Annotated in this window: 13 protein-coding genes; 11 read left to right on the top strand and 2 right to left on the bottom strand. The window is 41.6% G+C overall.

Annotated features, from left to right (window positions below; translation table 11 throughout):
- Positions 1–9 precede the first annotated feature (9 nt).
- Positions 10–435 (top strand): very short patch repair endonuclease, encoded by a 426-nt coding sequence (locus L1S31_RS08490; RefSeq protein ID WP_236464299.1) that lies wholly within the window; start codon positions 10–12, stop codon positions 433–435.
- 194 nt (positions 436–629) lie between these two features.
- On the opposite strand, the gene L1S31_RS08495 is transcribed toward L1S31_RS08490, so the two are convergent.
- Together L1S31_RS08495 and cphA are read right to left on the bottom strand one after the other, a co-directional pair.
- Complete coding sequence (locus L1S31_RS08495) at positions 630–1,028, bottom strand: (deoxy)nucleoside triphosphate pyrophosphohydrolase (RefSeq protein WP_236464300.1); 399 nt, start codon at positions 1,026–1,028, stop codon at positions 630–632.
- Between the two features lie 35 nt (positions 1,029–1,063).
- Positions 1,064–3,712, bottom strand: coding sequence for a cyanophycin synthetase (cphA, locus tag L1S31_RS08500; RefSeq protein ID WP_236464301.1), 2,649 nt, complete (start codon positions 3,710–3,712; stop codon positions 1,064–1,066).
- Between the two features lie 183 nt (positions 3,713–3,895).
- Here cphA and L1S31_RS08505 point away from each other — a divergent pair, with 183 nt between their 5' ends.
- The 10 genes from L1S31_RS08505 to L1S31_RS08550 all read left to right on the top strand — a co-directional run bounded on the left by L1S31_RS08505 (position 3,896) and on the right by L1S31_RS08550 (position 16,792).
- Positions 3,896–4,090, top strand: a complete 195-nt coding sequence (locus L1S31_RS08505) for a hypothetical protein (RefSeq protein ID WP_236464302.1) — start codon at positions 3,896–3,898, stop codon at positions 4,088–4,090.
- A 286-nt stretch (positions 4,091–4,376) separates the two neighbouring features.
- On the top strand, positions 4,377–4,901 hold the full coding sequence (locus L1S31_RS08510) for a YybH family protein (RefSeq protein WP_236464303.1): 525 nt from the start codon (positions 4,377–4,379) through the stop codon (positions 4,899–4,901).
- Positions 4,902–5,083: 182 nt separating this feature from the next.
- Positions 5,084–8,401: a T9SS type B sorting domain-containing protein gene (locus tag L1S31_RS08515; protein ID WP_236464304.1), complete on the top strand. Its 3,318-nt coding sequence runs from the start codon at positions 5,084–5,086 to the stop codon at positions 8,399–8,401.
- An 81-nt stretch (positions 8,402–8,482) separates the two neighbouring features.
- On the top strand, positions 8,483–8,686 hold the full coding sequence (locus tag L1S31_RS08520; protein ID WP_236464305.1) for a DUF4287 domain-containing protein: 204 nt from the start codon (positions 8,483–8,485) through the stop codon (positions 8,684–8,686).
- Between the two features lies 1 nt (position 8,687).
- A complete protein-coding gene (locus tag L1S31_RS08525; protein ID WP_236464306.1) occupies positions 8,688–9,815 on the top strand; it encodes a methionine aminotransferase in 1,128 nt (375 codons plus the stop codon).
- 71 nt (positions 9,816–9,886) lie between these two features.
- Complete coding sequence (locus tag L1S31_RS08530; protein WP_236464307.1) at positions 9,887–11,497, top strand: tetratricopeptide repeat protein; 1,611 nt, start codon at positions 9,887–9,889, stop codon at positions 11,495–11,497.
- Between the two features lie 113 nt (positions 11,498–11,610).
- Entirely contained in the window at positions 11,611–13,404 is a 1,794-nt protein-coding gene (locus L1S31_RS08535; RefSeq protein ID WP_236464308.1) for a T9SS type A sorting domain-containing protein, read from the top strand.
- Between the two features lie 144 nt (positions 13,405–13,548).
- The gene (locus L1S31_RS08540) at positions 13,549–14,475 is read left to right on the top strand and encodes a T9SS type A sorting domain-containing protein (RefSeq protein ID WP_236464309.1); all 927 of its coding nucleotides are present in this window, start codon (positions 13,549–13,551) and stop codon (positions 14,473–14,475) included.
- A gap of 464 nt (positions 14,476–14,939) precedes the next feature.
- Positions 14,940–15,821 carry an SDR family oxidoreductase gene (locus tag L1S31_RS08545; protein ID WP_236464310.1) on the top strand — a complete coding sequence of 294 codons (882 nt, stop codon included), beginning with the start codon at positions 14,940–14,942 and terminating at the stop codon, positions 15,819–15,821.
- 203 nt (positions 15,822–16,024) lie between these two features.
- Positions 16,025–16,792, top strand: coding sequence for a ParA family protein (locus L1S31_RS08550; RefSeq protein ID WP_236464311.1), 768 nt, complete (start codon positions 16,025–16,027; stop codon positions 16,790–16,792).
- The last annotated feature ends 1 nt before the right edge of the window (position 16,793 follow it).

Below are 16,793 nucleotides of genomic sequence, written 5' to 3' on the forward strand. Positions count from 1 at the left end.
AATGAAAAGATGGACAACCTTACCCCATCACAACGTCTTAAAAACATGCGTGCCATCAAATCCACCGGCACCAAACCCGAATTAATCCTCTCCAAAGCCCTATGGGCACTCGGCCACCGCTACCGCAAAAACAACAAAACCGTTTTCGGTCGTCCGGATTTAACCTTTAAGGAACATCGTATTGCGATATTTATAGATTCCGAATTCTTTCACGGCAAAGATTGGGAAACGAGAAAGAAACCACAAACCAATGCCGAGTTCTGGGAAAAGAAAATCCTCCGCAATATGGAACGCGACAAAGAAGTAAACGAATTCCTCCAACAATCGGGTTGGCTCGTATTTCGCTTTTGGTCAAAGGAAATCCACAAAAAACTTCCGGAAGTAATTGCAACAATTGAGGCCGCGCTCACAGCAGCTAAAAATAAAACTATTTAATTCCTTAAATAATGTAGGGTGCTCTGGCCTTAAAATCTGGAAGCGAGAGTCAATTAATTGAAAAATCCGTAAAAAAGAAAAGCTGTTTGAGCATAGCGAGTTCTTTTCTTTTAGGATTTAAAATTTAAATTGACCGCTGAAGATTTAAAGCCTTGATTTTTTGGTTCGTTTTGTATCAAGACAAAATGAACATATCATAATTTAAGCCCCACCAACTCCTCCACAATAGGAACATCCGAAGCCGCCCAGTCCAAAGACCTCAACTCCGTTTTAGACAGCCATTTAAAATCAATATGCTCAGTTAATACCAATTCAGCCGATCTGCACGAACAAAGGAAATTATGTAGTACCAATAAAAAATCAGGATAATGATGTGTTACTGAAGTGAGCTGTGAAACGATTGTGACATCCATTTGCAGCTCTTCTTTAATTTCCCGGATTACCGCTGCTTCATGGGTTTCCCCCTCTTCTACCTTACCACCGGGAAATTCATATTTATAAGCGATATAATCGTATTTGTTCGCGCCTTTTTGGACGCAAAGGAATTTTTTGCCATGATAGATTATCGCCGAAACAGCTGCAATGGTTTTCATCGAATTGGACTAGTATTCAAATGTAATTAAAAATCTCACACAGCCTCAACATGCGTATCATTCGGCAAAGCAATTACTGATTCCTTATCGAGTTCCTGTTGGATTACCTTGATAACGGCATCATACCCATCGCTCAGCGCAACCAAGAGGTCTCCCTTTTTCAGAATCTTAAAAGCATGGACAATCGCTTCCGTTTCCTCCGGAACCAGATCATAGGTTACCTTAGGTCCTGCAGATTGAATACCTTTAACCACCAGTGCATTGATTTCATCAACGGTTTTACCCCTAAGGCTGTGCTCCTGCCTTACAATGATATGGTCAAACATTGTAGCCGCTATCCGTGCCAGTTCAATGGTGTCTTCATCACGACGGTCTCCTATTCCGGCAATGATGCCAATCTTCCTTTTGGGATGGAAGTTATCCAGGTATTCCTTTAAGGCTAAAAATCCGTGTGGATTGTGCGCATAATCCACCAATACCTTATAGTTTTTGAATTCAAAAAGGTTCATTCTTCCCGGTGTCATTTCATGCCCCGGAATAAACGTCAACAGTGCCTCTCTAATGTGGTCTACCGAAATGCCCCACGCAAAGGCAGCAACCGATGCTGCCAGGATGTTGGCCACCATGAATCGCGCCTTGCCTCCTTCGGCTAGCGGAATATTGGTAACGTCTTCAATCCTGTATTTTTCTCCTTCGTAAATAATGGTGATATGGTTTCCTTCTACCGTAGCAACCAGGGCATCTGTATTGATAAGATGATGTACCCGGTCGTCTGTTGGGTCTAAGGCAAAATAGGCAATGTTGCAATCGAGTGTATCGGCAATTTTAAGGCAGTTATCGTCTTCGGCATTCAGCACAGCCCATCCATTTTTCCTGACGCTTCTGGCAATCACGCCTTTTACATTCGTAAGGTCTTCCAAGGTGTGGATATCGTTAAGTCCCAAATGATCCTCGGCAATATTGGTAATGATACCCACATCACAATGGTCAAAACAAAGCCCACTGCGTAACAGTCCGCCCCTGGCAGTTTCAAGCACTGCAAAGTCTACAGTAGGATCCTGGAGTACCAAAGTGCCGCTCGAAGGCCCGGAGCAGTCACCACTTTTTATTTTATAGCCGTTGATATAAATGCCGTCTGTAGTAGTATATCCGGGAACATATCCTGCCGATTTGGCCATGTGTGCCAATAATCGGGTAGTCGTGGTTTTACCATTGGTTCCGGTAACTGCAAAAAGGGGAATTGTAGGTTGTGTCCCTTGCGGGTAAAGCATGTCAACCACAGCCGAAGCAACATTTCTTGATTTTCCAACAGAAGGATCAAGATGCATCCTAAATCCAGGTGCGGCATTAACTTCAAGCACGACACCCCCATTCTCACGCAAAGGCTCTTCAATGGATTCAGCCATAATGTCAATCCCACAGATATCAAGCCCAATGATTTTGGCAACCCGTTCTGCAAGGAATTTATTCTCAGGATGGACATTATCGGTCACATCCTCAGCAGTGCCACCTGTACTCAAATTGGCGGTCGATTTAAGATAAATGATTTCACCCTTCTTCGGAATGGAAGCAATGGTATAATCATATTTTTCAAGCTGTGTAAAGGTATCCTGGTCAAAATGTATTTTGGTTAAGGATGACTCATGCCCATCGCCACGACGCGACTCACTATTAACCTCATGGATGAGTTCATCAATAGTACGTACTCCGTCTCCGGTTACCATAGCAGGAATGCGTTTGGCAGCAGCAATGAGTTTTCCATCAATAACCAGCAGACGGTAATCAGAACCTGCAACAAAGCGTTCTACAATAACATAATTGCTGATTTGCTTCGCATATTCAAAAGCAGTAACAGCTGCTTCATAATCAGGGATATTAATGGTAGCACCCCTTCCCTGATTGCCATCAATAGGCTTAATCACTAAAGGAAAACCAATAGTATCAACTATTTCCTTTAATCCTTCAACCGTAGAACAGCTGTCTCCTTTGGCTACAGGTATGCAATGGGTTGCCAGTAATTCCTTGGCGGCATGCTTATTCCCTGCCAATCGTACGGCGGCATCGGAAGTATTGCAGGTCATAGTGGCCTGGAATCGTTTTTGTGCGGAACCGAAGCCAAGCTGTATCTTCGAATTGGTGCCAAGCCTCATCCAGGGAATACCCCTTCGCTGTGCCTCTTTGACAATGCTTTTGGTGCTTGGCCCGAGTCCGTGTCGTCTGGCTAAGATTTTTAGTTCTTCAATATCCTTTTCAAAATCATAGGGCTCGTTTTTAGCAATTGCCTCAACCATCCGGAAGGCAGATTCCGCAGCATATAGACCGGCTTCTTCCACCTCATAGCAAAACATCATATTGTAAACTCCACGGATATTGGTTCCTTTCGTACGGCCAAAGCCGCATTCCATTCCAGCCATCGACTGGATTTCGAGGGCCACATGTTCCATCACATGACCCAGCCAGGTACCGCGTCTTAGCCTTTCAAAAAAGCCACCTTCCTTTCCTTCTGAACATTCATGGGAAACCATTTGTGGAAATACCGCTTTAAAGCGTTCCAAAAACCCATCGATTTTATCGGTTGGGAAGTCCTCCATTTCTTCAAGGTCGAGGCGAACCTGTATTAATCGATTGCGGTAATTACTCCAGACATTGGGTCCACGGAGTACTTGTTTTTTCAAAATTTTCATAACCTACTGAATCTGGTAAAAGTGCAACACAAATTTCAGTGTATCCTGCGTTTTTATCTTTACATCATTAACGGATTTCCTTACATTTAAAAGATATCGTAAAGAACGCGCATTTTTGTATGTCAAAAAACAGAGTTGTTTCATTAATTAATCGTAACTTGGTATCCCTAAAAATCCCCATAGATGTCCACACCCAAAAACACAGAGCCCATCATCCTCATACTCCTGACAGGCCTTGCGGTATACACCATCATCCGTGGTAAAAAACTGGACTATCTCGGGCACAGCCTAAGGCACCACATCATCAAACCCTCGATGAAGGCCCTCAAGATGAAATCAAAAACCAACCGCGAACTAAAGCGGGAAATGACGCATTGAATCTCATTTTAATACGACTGTATTACATTCTATAACAATTAGAACTCTTAGCGCATCGTCAGTTCGAGTGATTTTTACAGCGTAAAAATTGTATCGAGAACCTTTCCGTTAATACCCCTTCTCGATACAATTTTGTTTCACAAAATCACTCGAAGTGACGGATTGCATAACATAAGCTTATAACAGTACCATAAAACAATCTGTCAAATATTTTGTTTGGAATATTGATTTTCAGCAAATTATTATTACATTTATGAATCGAAAAAACCACTTAAACCAAACTTATATGAAAAACAGAATTTTAAACAGTGTCGTTTTTATGGCAGTTTTATCCCTAGTCATAAGCTGTAAGCCAAAATCACAGGAGGTTGCCATAGACAAAGAACAAATCAAGAACGAGATTCAGGCTATGGAAAACAAAATGGCCGAATTGTTTAATGACCGTAACGTTACCGGCGAAGAATATTACGCTGATGACGCTACCAGTTTCTCTCAAAACAAACCACCTTTAGTGGGCAAGGAAGCCATTAGAAAGTCAACCAAAGAAGACCTGGCAGAATTCCCTGAAGGATACCAAATCGCTTTTGTAGTCAATGAAATCTTCCCTTCAACAGACGGAAACCAGGTCGTAGAAATAGGAAACTATAGGGTATCTGATGCTGCAAGCAACGCATTATACACCGGAAATTATATCGCAGTCTTCGAAAAACGAGACGGGAAATATGTATGCGTCCGCGATATGTCCGCTTCAGACAGGCCAAGACTGGAAAGCAAAAAGGAAATAGCTGAAGAAGCAGCTAAAAAACAGTAATACAACTAAACTTTATTTGTTGAAAGCACCTTATAACAGGGTGCTTTTTTTATGCCGAATATGTTAAGATTTGCCTCCGCTTATTGAGGTTCAGTAATTTATTAGTACTTTTATAATCCTCCAGTAGTAGGGAAAACCGATGTTTAACTGTTATAAATGAACATATTACCCCCAATGTTCGTATGAAGGTATTATCCAATATCCGGGTTGCAATACTCCTCTTTTTATTTCCTATAATAGGATTTGGATTCAGCCTGTCTGTGACTCATACCAACGAAACCTGCCCGGGAAATGGCACCTTAAGTTTTTCGGTTTCCAATACCGATCCAGCCGGAACCATGGATTATTTCATATACAAACTACCCGACCTCACCACACCTTACGCATCTGGACCGGCTTCAGTACTCAACGGCCTCGTTGCCGGAGACTACCGCATTATTGCCAGGGAGACTGTCGGAAGTACGACCACTACCCAGCAACAGGACGTCACGATTACAAGCTCCTTTGCCCCGCTTACCTATGCCGTCAACTCGGTTAATGAGGCTTGTGCCAATACCAGCACGGCTACGATTACCGCTCTTACCGGAACCGCTGCAACTTATGCTATAATATCAGGACCGGCTACATTTCCGCCTCAGGCATCCAATACCTTTACCGGTTTGGCAGCCGGCGTTTACCGATTTAGGGTTACCGATACCTGCGGGAACTCGGTAGTACAGGCATATACGGTAAATGTAAACCCTCCTATCCTTTCCACCATCAATCCCGATTTTACTCCCGCATCCCCTCCTTCCTGTAACTTTATATTGGCCAATAACACAGTAGCAGCAGCACCGGGAACCGTAATTGCTTATCCATTACAGATACATTATATCCTGCATCTTCCTACGGGCGACACGCACATCAATACCGTTTTAAACTCTGGAGATCCTTTATCACAACACATTGAGCAGACTATTCCTTTCCTTCCTGCACCTTATGTATACGATGTCATCCTAACCGACAGCTGCGGGATAACCTATCCGTTGAACAACTTTATCGTAAGCGACGAAATAACATTATCCCACACCCTGACAACCTTACCCTGCAACCGATTCTTCTTCAGTCTGAATGCAAGTAATTTTACCGGCTCTTATACAATTCAGTTTACTGTAGCTCCGCCGGGCTTTAATCCTGCAGCGTTTACTACTGGATTTCCGGGTCCTTATACCCAATCTGTAGTGCAATTTGGGAACGACCCTAATTTTGTACCCGTAGGCGATTATTCCATCACCATCACCGATACCTGTGGCAGGACCGACACCGTTGATTTTACCATCGAAGATGAGCTTCCGGTTCCCAACATCGTTGGCTTTGCCAATGGCTGCCTAAGCAATGACGGGACCATAATTGTGAGCATTGCCAATCATGAAATCATTTCCGCCATAATAACTGCTGCGCCGGCTACTTATCCTTTTGCATTGCCAGACAATGTATCAGACATAATAGACAGCGCGGGTGCCCTAACCTTAACTCCCGTTCCTCTTGGTGATTATACCGTTGAAATTATTGACGAATGTGGCAACGTCTACGACCCATTGCATGTAACTGTGGAACCATTCATGAGTTTAGGAATCAAGATAGATGTACTACAGGGCTGTGATGTCAACAAAGGCTCTGTAAAGATTATCAGTAATAATGGCTTGCTGACATCGGTAAAGATTACAGCAGCTCCTCCTGCCTTTACGGCTGCGCTCCCTTTTGATATTTCCAATCACATAATCAGCAATGGTGAATTATACATGGCTGATCTGCCTGCCGGAACTTATACCTTTAGCTCTGAAGATAGTTGTAGTTTAACTTCTATAGCGTCTGCAACCGTTGATGGCTATGTGGTAAGCCGAAGCAACTATTCTCTGGTTGCCGATTGCGGCGTGTTCAACATTCCGCTCGACTTCCTGGATAATGTAACTTCATCTGAAACTTTCTGGCTTCAAAAGTTATTGGACCCAATAACAGGAACCTGGGGACATCCGGGAACAGAAATTGTTTATGTTGATGGAACGGTACCAAATGCCACAAATTCCTATCTATTACAAAATAATGACACCACTGTCAACCTTACGTTTAGCGGAACTTTCAGGATTGTACACCAATTTATATCTTTTAATAACGGCAGCGACATCAACAGCGGTTTGGTTCCGTCGCCAAATAAAGATTGTATCGAAATATTATCCCCTACACTAAGCTTCACTACGGCTTTGGGCATCACCGATGTGTTGCGTATTCCGTGTTCAACGACAGGTAATTTTGATGTACTGCTGCATACTACAGGTCCACCACCACTCCATTTTAGGATTATCGAAAAGGACCACCTCCCATTTATTGTAGACAACGGGAATTCGAATGTGTTCACCAACCTCACAGTCGGTATTTATAAGTTTGAAGTAGAAGACAGCTGTGGCAATGGCGTGGCAGTTACTTTTGACTTATCCGATTTGAATTCACTGGTTACCATTTATCCAACCTGTAACATCGTTCAATGCATTCCAACCCTAACAGGCAATGAAACTTTTGATTTAACAGTCCAAAACCCTGTAATACTCGGAAGCCAGTCAACAGCGGAATATACGCTGTCTTATCATACCTCGCAGGCAGATGCCGACAACAACAGTAATCCTATAACCAATACTACTGCTTTCAATCCGGCAAACAATCCGCAGACGATTTACATCAGGCTGATTTTTAATCAATTGCCTAATTGCTACCAAACCGCTTCTTTTGATCTGATTGCAGGACAGATACCAAGGATTAACCTGCTGACAGAATACAATATCTGCGACAACCAACCCGTAACATTAGATGCCTCTATTGGCAATCTTCCAACGACGACTTATGCATGGTCCGACGGCTCGACTAATCCATCCATAACCATAAGTGACATCGGTACGACTATTGTAACGGTGGCTGCAACCAATGATTATGGCAGTTGTAATGGCGTTCCATCGACTTGCAATAATTCACAAACCATCACGGTCAACATTGCCGACGTGCCCGAAATAGAACGCATCGACACTCACGACTGGACCGATAATGAAAACAGCATTACGGTAGTAACCACCCGTCAGGGTGCTTTTGAATATTCCCTTGACGGGATTAATTGGCAGCTCAGCCCTGAGTTTTTGCATTTAAGACCCGGATTATATACTGTTTATGTTCGTGACACAAGTGGCTGCCGACTCATAACCCAGGAAATATGGCTGCTCAATTATCCTAAATTTTTTACCCCTAATGGCGATGGTTACAATGAAACCTGGTACATCCGGAACTCAGAAAACGAACCCGACTTCAAGGTTTATATTTATGACCGTTACGGGAAGCTGATTACAGGCTTTATGTCGGGAAGCCCGGGTTGGGATGGCAAACTCAACGGCAAATTATTATTCGCCGACGATTATTGGTTTGTAGCCCACAGGCAGGACGGACGGATTCACAGAGGGCATTTTACTCTGAAACGTTAACCTTTTGTATACCTCATTCTTTAAACGCTTTTTAGTTTTAAAGTGATTTTTTTATACTTTTAGCTTCCAAAAAACAACATTATGAAAAAAGAATATTGGGATGTTTCCGATGAAAAGGTAATTGAAAAAACAGGTCACAATATCGACCATTGGATAAAAATCCTTACCGATTTTGATGCCAAAAACAAAAAGTCAAACGATGCCGTGGCCCATTTACAAAACGAACATAACGTTCCAAGATATTGGGCCCGAACCATGACTACCCTGTTCCTTAAATCGGCTTAGCATGTCCAAACTCCCGCACATAGGCACCAGCATCTTTACGGTAATGTCGCAAATGGCAAACGAATACAATGCCATCAACCTCTCGCAGGGTTTTCCAAACTTCCCTGTAGACAAACGACTGACCGATATCCTTTCGCGACTCACTACTGAAAATGTACATCAATATACACCGATGAGCGGTTATCCGCCACTCTTGGACAAGGTTGCCCAACTTACGCAGCAATCTTATCAAAGGACTATAAACCCTAAGGACGAAATCTTGATTACTGCCGGTGCAACCGAAGGGATATTTGCCACTATACAGGCATTGGTCAATGCCAATGAAGAGGTAATTATCCTCGACCCAAGTTATGATTGTTATGAGGCACCTATTTTGTTAAGCAATGCCAAACCCGTTCGCGTGCCACTCAATGATGATTTTACTCCAAATTGGGATACGATAACTGCGGCTGCCAATGAAAAAACCAAACTCATCATCATCAATAACCCGCATAATCCAACCGGAAAAACATGGACAGACACCGATTTTATCCAATTGGAAAAATTATTGGATTCCTTTCCTAAACTGCTGGTCCTTTCGGATGAAGTTTATGAATACATCACTTTTGAGCAAGCGCATATTTCGGTTCATCATCGCCCCAAACTGTGGAACCGAAGCATCAGCATTTCCTCTTTTGGAAAATCATTCCACATTACAGGCTGGAAAATTGGCTACGTGATTGCTCCCGAAAACCTGATGAGGGAAATCAAAAAAGTGCATCAGTTCCTTGTTTTTAGTGTTAACAGCATTTCGCAGGTTGCTATTTCTGAGTATTTGGATAGTGTCGATGTGTACAGCCTTGGTAGCTTCTATGAGCAGAAAAGGGATTTCTTTAGGGATTTACTAAAGGAAACCAAACTCCAATTACTGCCTTGTGAAGGAACCTATTTCCAAGTGGCTTCGTATGCCAATATCTCAAACGAGGATGATTTGGCGTTTACCAAACGTTTAGTGTCGGAATTTGGCGTGGCTACAATCCCGATTTCAACCTTTTATGCTAATGGAAAAGATACGAAATGCATTCGTTTTTGTTTTGCAAAAGATGATGATACGCTTATTCAGGCTGCAGAACGCCTGATAAAATTGTAGTATGACCGAGTGTTTACTTATTGTACACCTTCAATCTTAGGAATGACAATAAAAAATTCTAATTTTGGGGCATGAATTTTACCAAAAGACTTTTCGTCACTTTACTTTTCATCATTTCGCTGAGCGCATTTGCATCGCCATCGAATAACCCGTTGATGCAAAAAGGCTGGGCTGCTTTGGTAAAAGACAACGAGAATGAAGCTTTTGGCTACTTCTGGCAGGCTCTTGAAAAGGCTAAAAAAGAGAAAAATACCGCCGACAAAGCCGAATCACTACTATACTTGGGTATCTGTTCTTATGGTTCCAGTTTGGAAAAAGGTTTACAGTTTGTCACAAAATCCCTCAACGAATACAAGAACCTCGAAAAAACCGATCCTGAAAAAGCTTCGGTTGGGCGCTATAAATGCCTGCAGTTGATTAGTACCATTTATGTCCGCCAGAAAAAATATGACGAAGCGATGGAACTCAGCACCGAAGTTGTAGACGGGCTTAAGGACAAAAATGATAAATCAGGAACTTTGGGATTGGCCTATAACAGTCTTGGTTCACTGCACGAATTAAAAAATGAACGGTTCGAGGCCGAAGAATATTACACTTTAGCTTTAGAGGAATTTGAAAAGACAAAAAACATAGCTTATTTACCTTCATCCTACTGCCGATTGGGTGAAATTGCAAAGGAAAAAGACTTCAAGGACGAAAGCCTAAACTATTTCAAAAAAGCATTGGCACTTGCCGAAAGTTCCGAAAACAAACAGGCTCAGGTTACTGCCCTGATTGCAATGGGCAACTGGCAGATGCAGTTTGAAGAAGATACGGCTCAGGCGGAAAACTACTTCAACAAAGCGCGAATCATCGCTGTTCCTCTTTCCGATAAAACATTTGAAATCAAAACGATAGAGGCTTTGATTGAATTAAAAAAAGAGCAGCAGGATTTTGAGGAAGTAAGCAAACTCCAACACCAAATCATAGCGATTAAGGACAGCTTTTTTTCTTACGAAAGGGAACAAATTGTAAAGAGCCTCGAAGTACAGTTTGATGTCTCTGAAAAAAACCGAAAACTCGAATTGATTTCCGCCGAACAAAAAGTTTCCAGGCTGACCAACTTTCTGTTGGTTACAGTTCTGATTGTATTGATCCTTGTGTTTACGATATTGTTTTTCTTCCTGAAACGCATCAATAAAAGAGACAAACAATTGCTTAAAACCAAAGAGGAATTGGTCAATTTGATGGAAGAACAAAAACAATTGAAGGAACAGCAATTCCAAAACGACATCGAACACAAGGAAAGCCAGCTTAGCGCGATAACCATCCAAATGCTGGAAAAGAACGAGTTGCTCGACGAAATCAAGACGATACTCAGCAAAAAAGAACCAACATCTGAAAAGGACCTGAAGAAATTGGTATCCAAATACACCATTCAGGATAACAACTGGAAGGATTTTGACAATTACTTTGAAAGTGTCAACAAGAATTTCTACACGCGTTTGAAACAAAAATACCCTGAAATCAGCACGAATGATTTAAAGATTTGCGCCTTAATCAAGTTAAACCTGTCCATCAAGGAAATGGCATCCATCCTGAATATTTCTCCCGACAGTGTAAAAACAGCACGCCACCGATTGCGCAAAAAACTTCAGTTAAGCACCGAGGAAAACCTTACTGATTTCATACTTACAGTTTAAGCAAATAACTGAAAACGAAGCATTTATTGCTTTTGTACACCTTTTGTAAACCCGAAAAATTTAGTAAAACCTTCGAAGCATTATAATTTTGGTAACAACTAAAAAAATATGCTATGAAACAATTTTTACCAACCAGAGTTAGTGCATTATTACTGCTGGCACTTTCACTTTTTTACCAAAAGGATTATTCGCAGGCACCCACACTGGAATTTGCAAAAGTACTCCAATCAGAACACGACCAGGGCGTTTGGTCAAGGTCAACTGTAACAGATGCCAATGGGAATTTTTACATGACCGGTTTATTTCACGGAACCGTGGATTTTGACACCAGTTCAACAGCCAATTTTTTGCTCACTTATCAAGGTGGAACTCCAAATGATGGCGATGGTGAATCGGATGTTTACATCGCCAAATACAGTCCAAATGGAGAGCTTATCTGGGCTCAAAAACTATTGGAACCAACCTTCGGCGGCATGAATGAAGAACGTGGTTCGTCAATGATCCTGGACTCCAACAACAATCTTTTCCTAACCGGGTTTACCAATACGCGTGGTTTTTTTGTTTCCAAATGGAGCAGCGATGGTGATGAAATCTGGACAAAATACTTTGATGACACCGAAGACAATGCGCTAACCTCTTTTCAGGTTCGGAAAAAAGGGAACTCCATTTTAATTTCGGGAGTGTTTGCCGACATTATGGATTTTGATCCGTCATCTTCGGGAGCTGCTACGCTTGTTGCTTCAGCCAATGATGGCTTTTTGCTATCGCTTTCAGAGGCAGGTGATTTTGAATGGGTAAAAAAAATCAGGACCAACGGTGGCGTAATCATTACGGGGCTTGAAGTGGATGCTGACAACAATATTTTCCTGAGCGGTATCTTTTTAGGTTCTGTCGATTTAGATCCAAGTGATATTGCAAGTGCAATTATCACATCACAATCAGTTTCAGGCTCAGCCATAAGTTCCGCTTTTTTGGCAAAATACGACAGCAATGGGCAGCTCTTATGGAACCGCCATTTCCAGGGCAATAGCACTACCGATTTTTTTATGACATTTATCAAAAAAGATAATGCCAATAACATCATTGTTTCGGGTACTTTCAAAGGCAATACCACTTTTTTGGGCAGTGCAACTTCTTTAAACACAGGAGATTTCTATACTTCATTTTTAGCAAAATATACTAATGACGGAACCTTGCTTTGGGCAAAGTTGTTTGGAGCACCAACAGCAACCCAAACCACTTTTTTTCCCTCATCATTCTGCGCCAATGTATTGACGGACAGCTGTAACAACATCTATGTTTCGGGAGAATTCCAGGGAAATTGTGATTTCAATCCTTCTCCAACGGCTGAAAATGTTGAAAGTTCGCTTACCAATCTGGTTAGTGGATTTGCAGCAGCGTATTCCTCAGACGGAAATTATCTATGGTCCTTCCCTGTTGCTGGTTTGGGTAATGTCACTTTTGTAGAATTCAATGGGTATCTCCCAATTGCTTTGGATAACAATAACGATTTGATTTTTACAGGTACTTTCAGGCAGCAACTCGATTTTGATCCTTCGGCGGGTTCGTCCGTTTTGACATCCAATGTGGCGAATCCAAATATTGCCGGTGTGTTTATAGCCAAGTATGATAACCCCATTGATAATTGTTTGCTTGCAAATGCCGATTTTGACCAAAAAGGTTTTAGGATCTATCCAAATCCATCAAGTGGTTTGGTTACTATAGAAACTAAAGAGTTTGCAGAATGTGCGATGAAAGTTTACGACATCTCAGGGAAACTTTTGGTATCAGGCATCATCACATCTGAACTTTCGACTTTCGATTTGAGCGGTTTGAGTAAAGGAGTTTACATTATCGAACTCAACAAAGGCACTCAATCAATGCATCAAAAATTAATACTGAAATAACACAAATATTTGATTTTCAAACAATTTCGACATTGTCAACCTATTGTCAACCTACAATTTTAGCCTGCATTGGAAATAAGAAATACATTTGTTTTGAAATTGCTATGAAAAAGAATTTCATCTAATAACCAAAAAACTATTATCATGAAAAAGAACTATTTTATCCTAAGTATTGCATTGCTGTTTGCCTCATTTTATGCACAGGCACAAGTTGTCAACGGCAACTTTGAAAATGTTAAACCCAACTTTTTACCAAGCAACTGGGGAATGACATTCCTTCAGCAATTTGGCTTTGACGAATTTGGAAATCCCCTTGGTGATCAAATACAATTCACTTGGTGCGTCCCTTCTATGGTATATGCATCATTTGAATCTGAAAGCGGCGATTATGCTATGGAAATATCCAATGCATTCAATGTGACCCAAAATACAGTCATTCCTGGAATGGCTTCTATTTTTGCTGACCCTGAACAGGATAGCCCAGGTTGGAATCCCGGAGTACCTGTAAATCCTGGAACCAGTGTTATTATGTTGGGATTTGATTATAAATTTTTACCGGTAGGAAATGACATTGCCCAGGCCACGCTTGAAGTTGTTGATGCTGATGGAAATGAAATTGGCAAAACTTCACTTGATATCAGCGGAACGCATAACATTTATGAATATGTATACAGCCCAATCGCTGTTACCCATGCAGGAACTCCGGCTTTTATGTACATTTCCTTCAATATGGCTAAAGAAGGTTCGGAACCAACATTTGGTACGCGTTTGCTGATTGATAATGTGATTGTGAATTTCAGCAGCCTCATCACTTCTGAAAACCCGGAGCAGGGAGCCAAAGTTTATCCAACGCTTGTTGATAACACCATCAATGTAGTTCCGAATGGCTTTTCTGATTCAGTAAGCTATAAAATCATCAATACTGAAGGCCGTGTTGTAAAACAATTTGCCGTAACCCAAGACTCAACTTATGAGTATGCAATGGACTTGAGTGATCTTAATTCAGGTATTTACTTCCTAAACATTCAGGACGGAACACGAAACAGTACCAAAAAGTTTATCAAAAAATGATTTAGGTTGGTTAAAATTTAGGTTAACTATCTCTGCCGGGTTGTAAGTCAAGCTACAATCCGGCATCTTTTTTCATGTTCATTTTCTTTGCTTGTCCAAAGAAAACGAACCAAAAGAAAAGACCCCTTTTCGAGGAATTTTTGAACAAGTTCAAAACCGTCTGGCAAACTTCGCGTCGCTTCGCTCCTGAATCTCGAAGCTTTGCTCAGACTATTCTTCCGAAAAGGATTACCATCTAAGAGCTATCTTTTAAAAGAGAGGTTTTTGGCATTAGAATTTGCAGGCGAGTGTCAAATATTCGAAGAATCCGTTAAAATTAAAAGCTGTTTGAGCGCAGCGAGTTCTTTTAATTTAGGATTCAAGAATTATTTGACCGCCGAAAATTCAGAGCCTTGACTTTTTGTTTCTTTTGGGTCAAGCCAAAAGAAAATAAAACTTTCTATATTTACTGAAAAATAAACCTTATGAATTTCTCAGCAAAAATGCTCCGCGATAATGCCTTAGCCGATAAAGTAATTGTTGTAACTGGTGGCGGAAGCGGATTGGGCAAAGCCATGACCAAATATTTCCTGGAATTGGGAGCCAAAGTCGCAATCACTTCCCGCGATTTGGAAAAACTAAAAACCACAGCCTCCGAACTCGAAAAGGAAACTGGCGGAACATGCCTTCCGATTCAATGTGACGTCCGTCATTACGACCAGGTTGAAGCCATGTTGGCGCTTACATTGGAAACTTTTGGCAAAGTGGATGTATTGCTCAACAATGCAGCCGGAAACTTCATCTCTCCTACTGAAAGGCTTTCTGCCAATGCCTTTGATACGATTATTGACATCGTTTTAAAAGGCTCTAAAAACTGTACGCTGGCTTTTGGGAAACACTGGATTGAAACCAAGCAGACCAACTGCAATGTCCTGAACATTGTAACCACTTATGCCTGGACAGGCTCGGGCTATGTAGTGCCAAGCGCGACAGCTAAAGCCGGAGTTTTGGCCATGACCAGGAGTTTGGCCGTAGAATGGGCAAAATACGGAATCCGGATGAACGCCATTGCTCCGGGGCCATTTCCTACCAAAGGTGCCTGGGACAGATTATTGCCTGGTGATTTAGCGGAAAAATTTGATATGGCGAAGAAAGTGCCTTTGAAACGTGTTGGCGACCATCAGGAACTGGCAAACCTTGCCGCTTACCTGGTTTCTGACTTTTCGGCGTACATCAATGGTGAAGTCGTAACGATTGACGGTGGCGAATGGCTTCAGGGCGCAGGACAATTCAATATCCTTGAAAAAATTCCACAGGAAATGTGGGACATGCTTGAGATGATGATTAAGAATAAGGGAAGCAAGTAATCTTTTCAAAAACAAATTTTCCATTAACTGACTCAGTTTTAGCCCCGATGGGAACGGCATCCTTTTGCCTTGCTTGGCGGGGCAAAAGATATAGTGGACAGCGGGAAATAGCTTCTAAAAAACTTTACAAGAATGTTAACAAAATTCCGTTGTCAAAGCCATAATTAATTGTATTTTTACGGCTCTAAATTTTTAAAAAATAAATGGGTAAAATCATTGCTATTGCCAATCAAAAAGGTGGTGTTGGAAAAACAACAACTTCTGTAAACCTTGCAGCATCACTGGGAGTTTTAGAAAAAAAAGTGTTACTGATAGATGCAGATCCGCAGGCCAACGCCAGTTCAGGTTTAGGCATTGATGTGGAAGATGTTGCTATTGGTACCTATCAGATCCTGGAACACAGCAATACTCCGAAAGAAGCCATAGTGCAATGTAGTGCTCCGAATGTTTCAGTCATTCCTGCGCATATTGATTTGGTTGCCATTGAAATTGAACTGGTTGACAAGGAAAACCGCGAATACATGCTGAAGGAAGCATTGGAAAGCGTAAAGGATGATTACGATTATATCCTGATTGACTGTGCGCCATCATTAGGTTTGCTTACGCTTAACGCGTTAACAGCAGCTGACAGTGTCGTGATTCCGATTCAGTGTGAATATTTTGCCCTTGAAGGTTTAGGAAAACTATTGAATACGATTAAAAGCGTTCAGAAAATCCACAATGCAAATTTAGATATTGAAGGACTTTTATTGACCATGTTTGATTCGCGTTTGCGTTTGTCAAACCAAGTGGTTGAAGAAGTCCAGAAACATTTCAACGATATGGTTTTCAAAACGATTATCCAGCGAAATGTCAAACTAAGCGAAGCACCAAGTTTTGGGGAAAGCATCATCAACTTTGATGCAACGAGTAAAGGAGCCAGCAACTATCTAAGCCTGGCACAGGAAATTATCAAAAAAAACAGTAATTAAG

This window comes from Flavobacterium wongokense, from assembly GCF_021608265.1.
Taxonomy (GTDB): Bacteria; Bacteroidota; Bacteroidia; order Flavobacteriales; family Flavobacteriaceae; genus Flavobacterium; species Flavobacterium wongokense.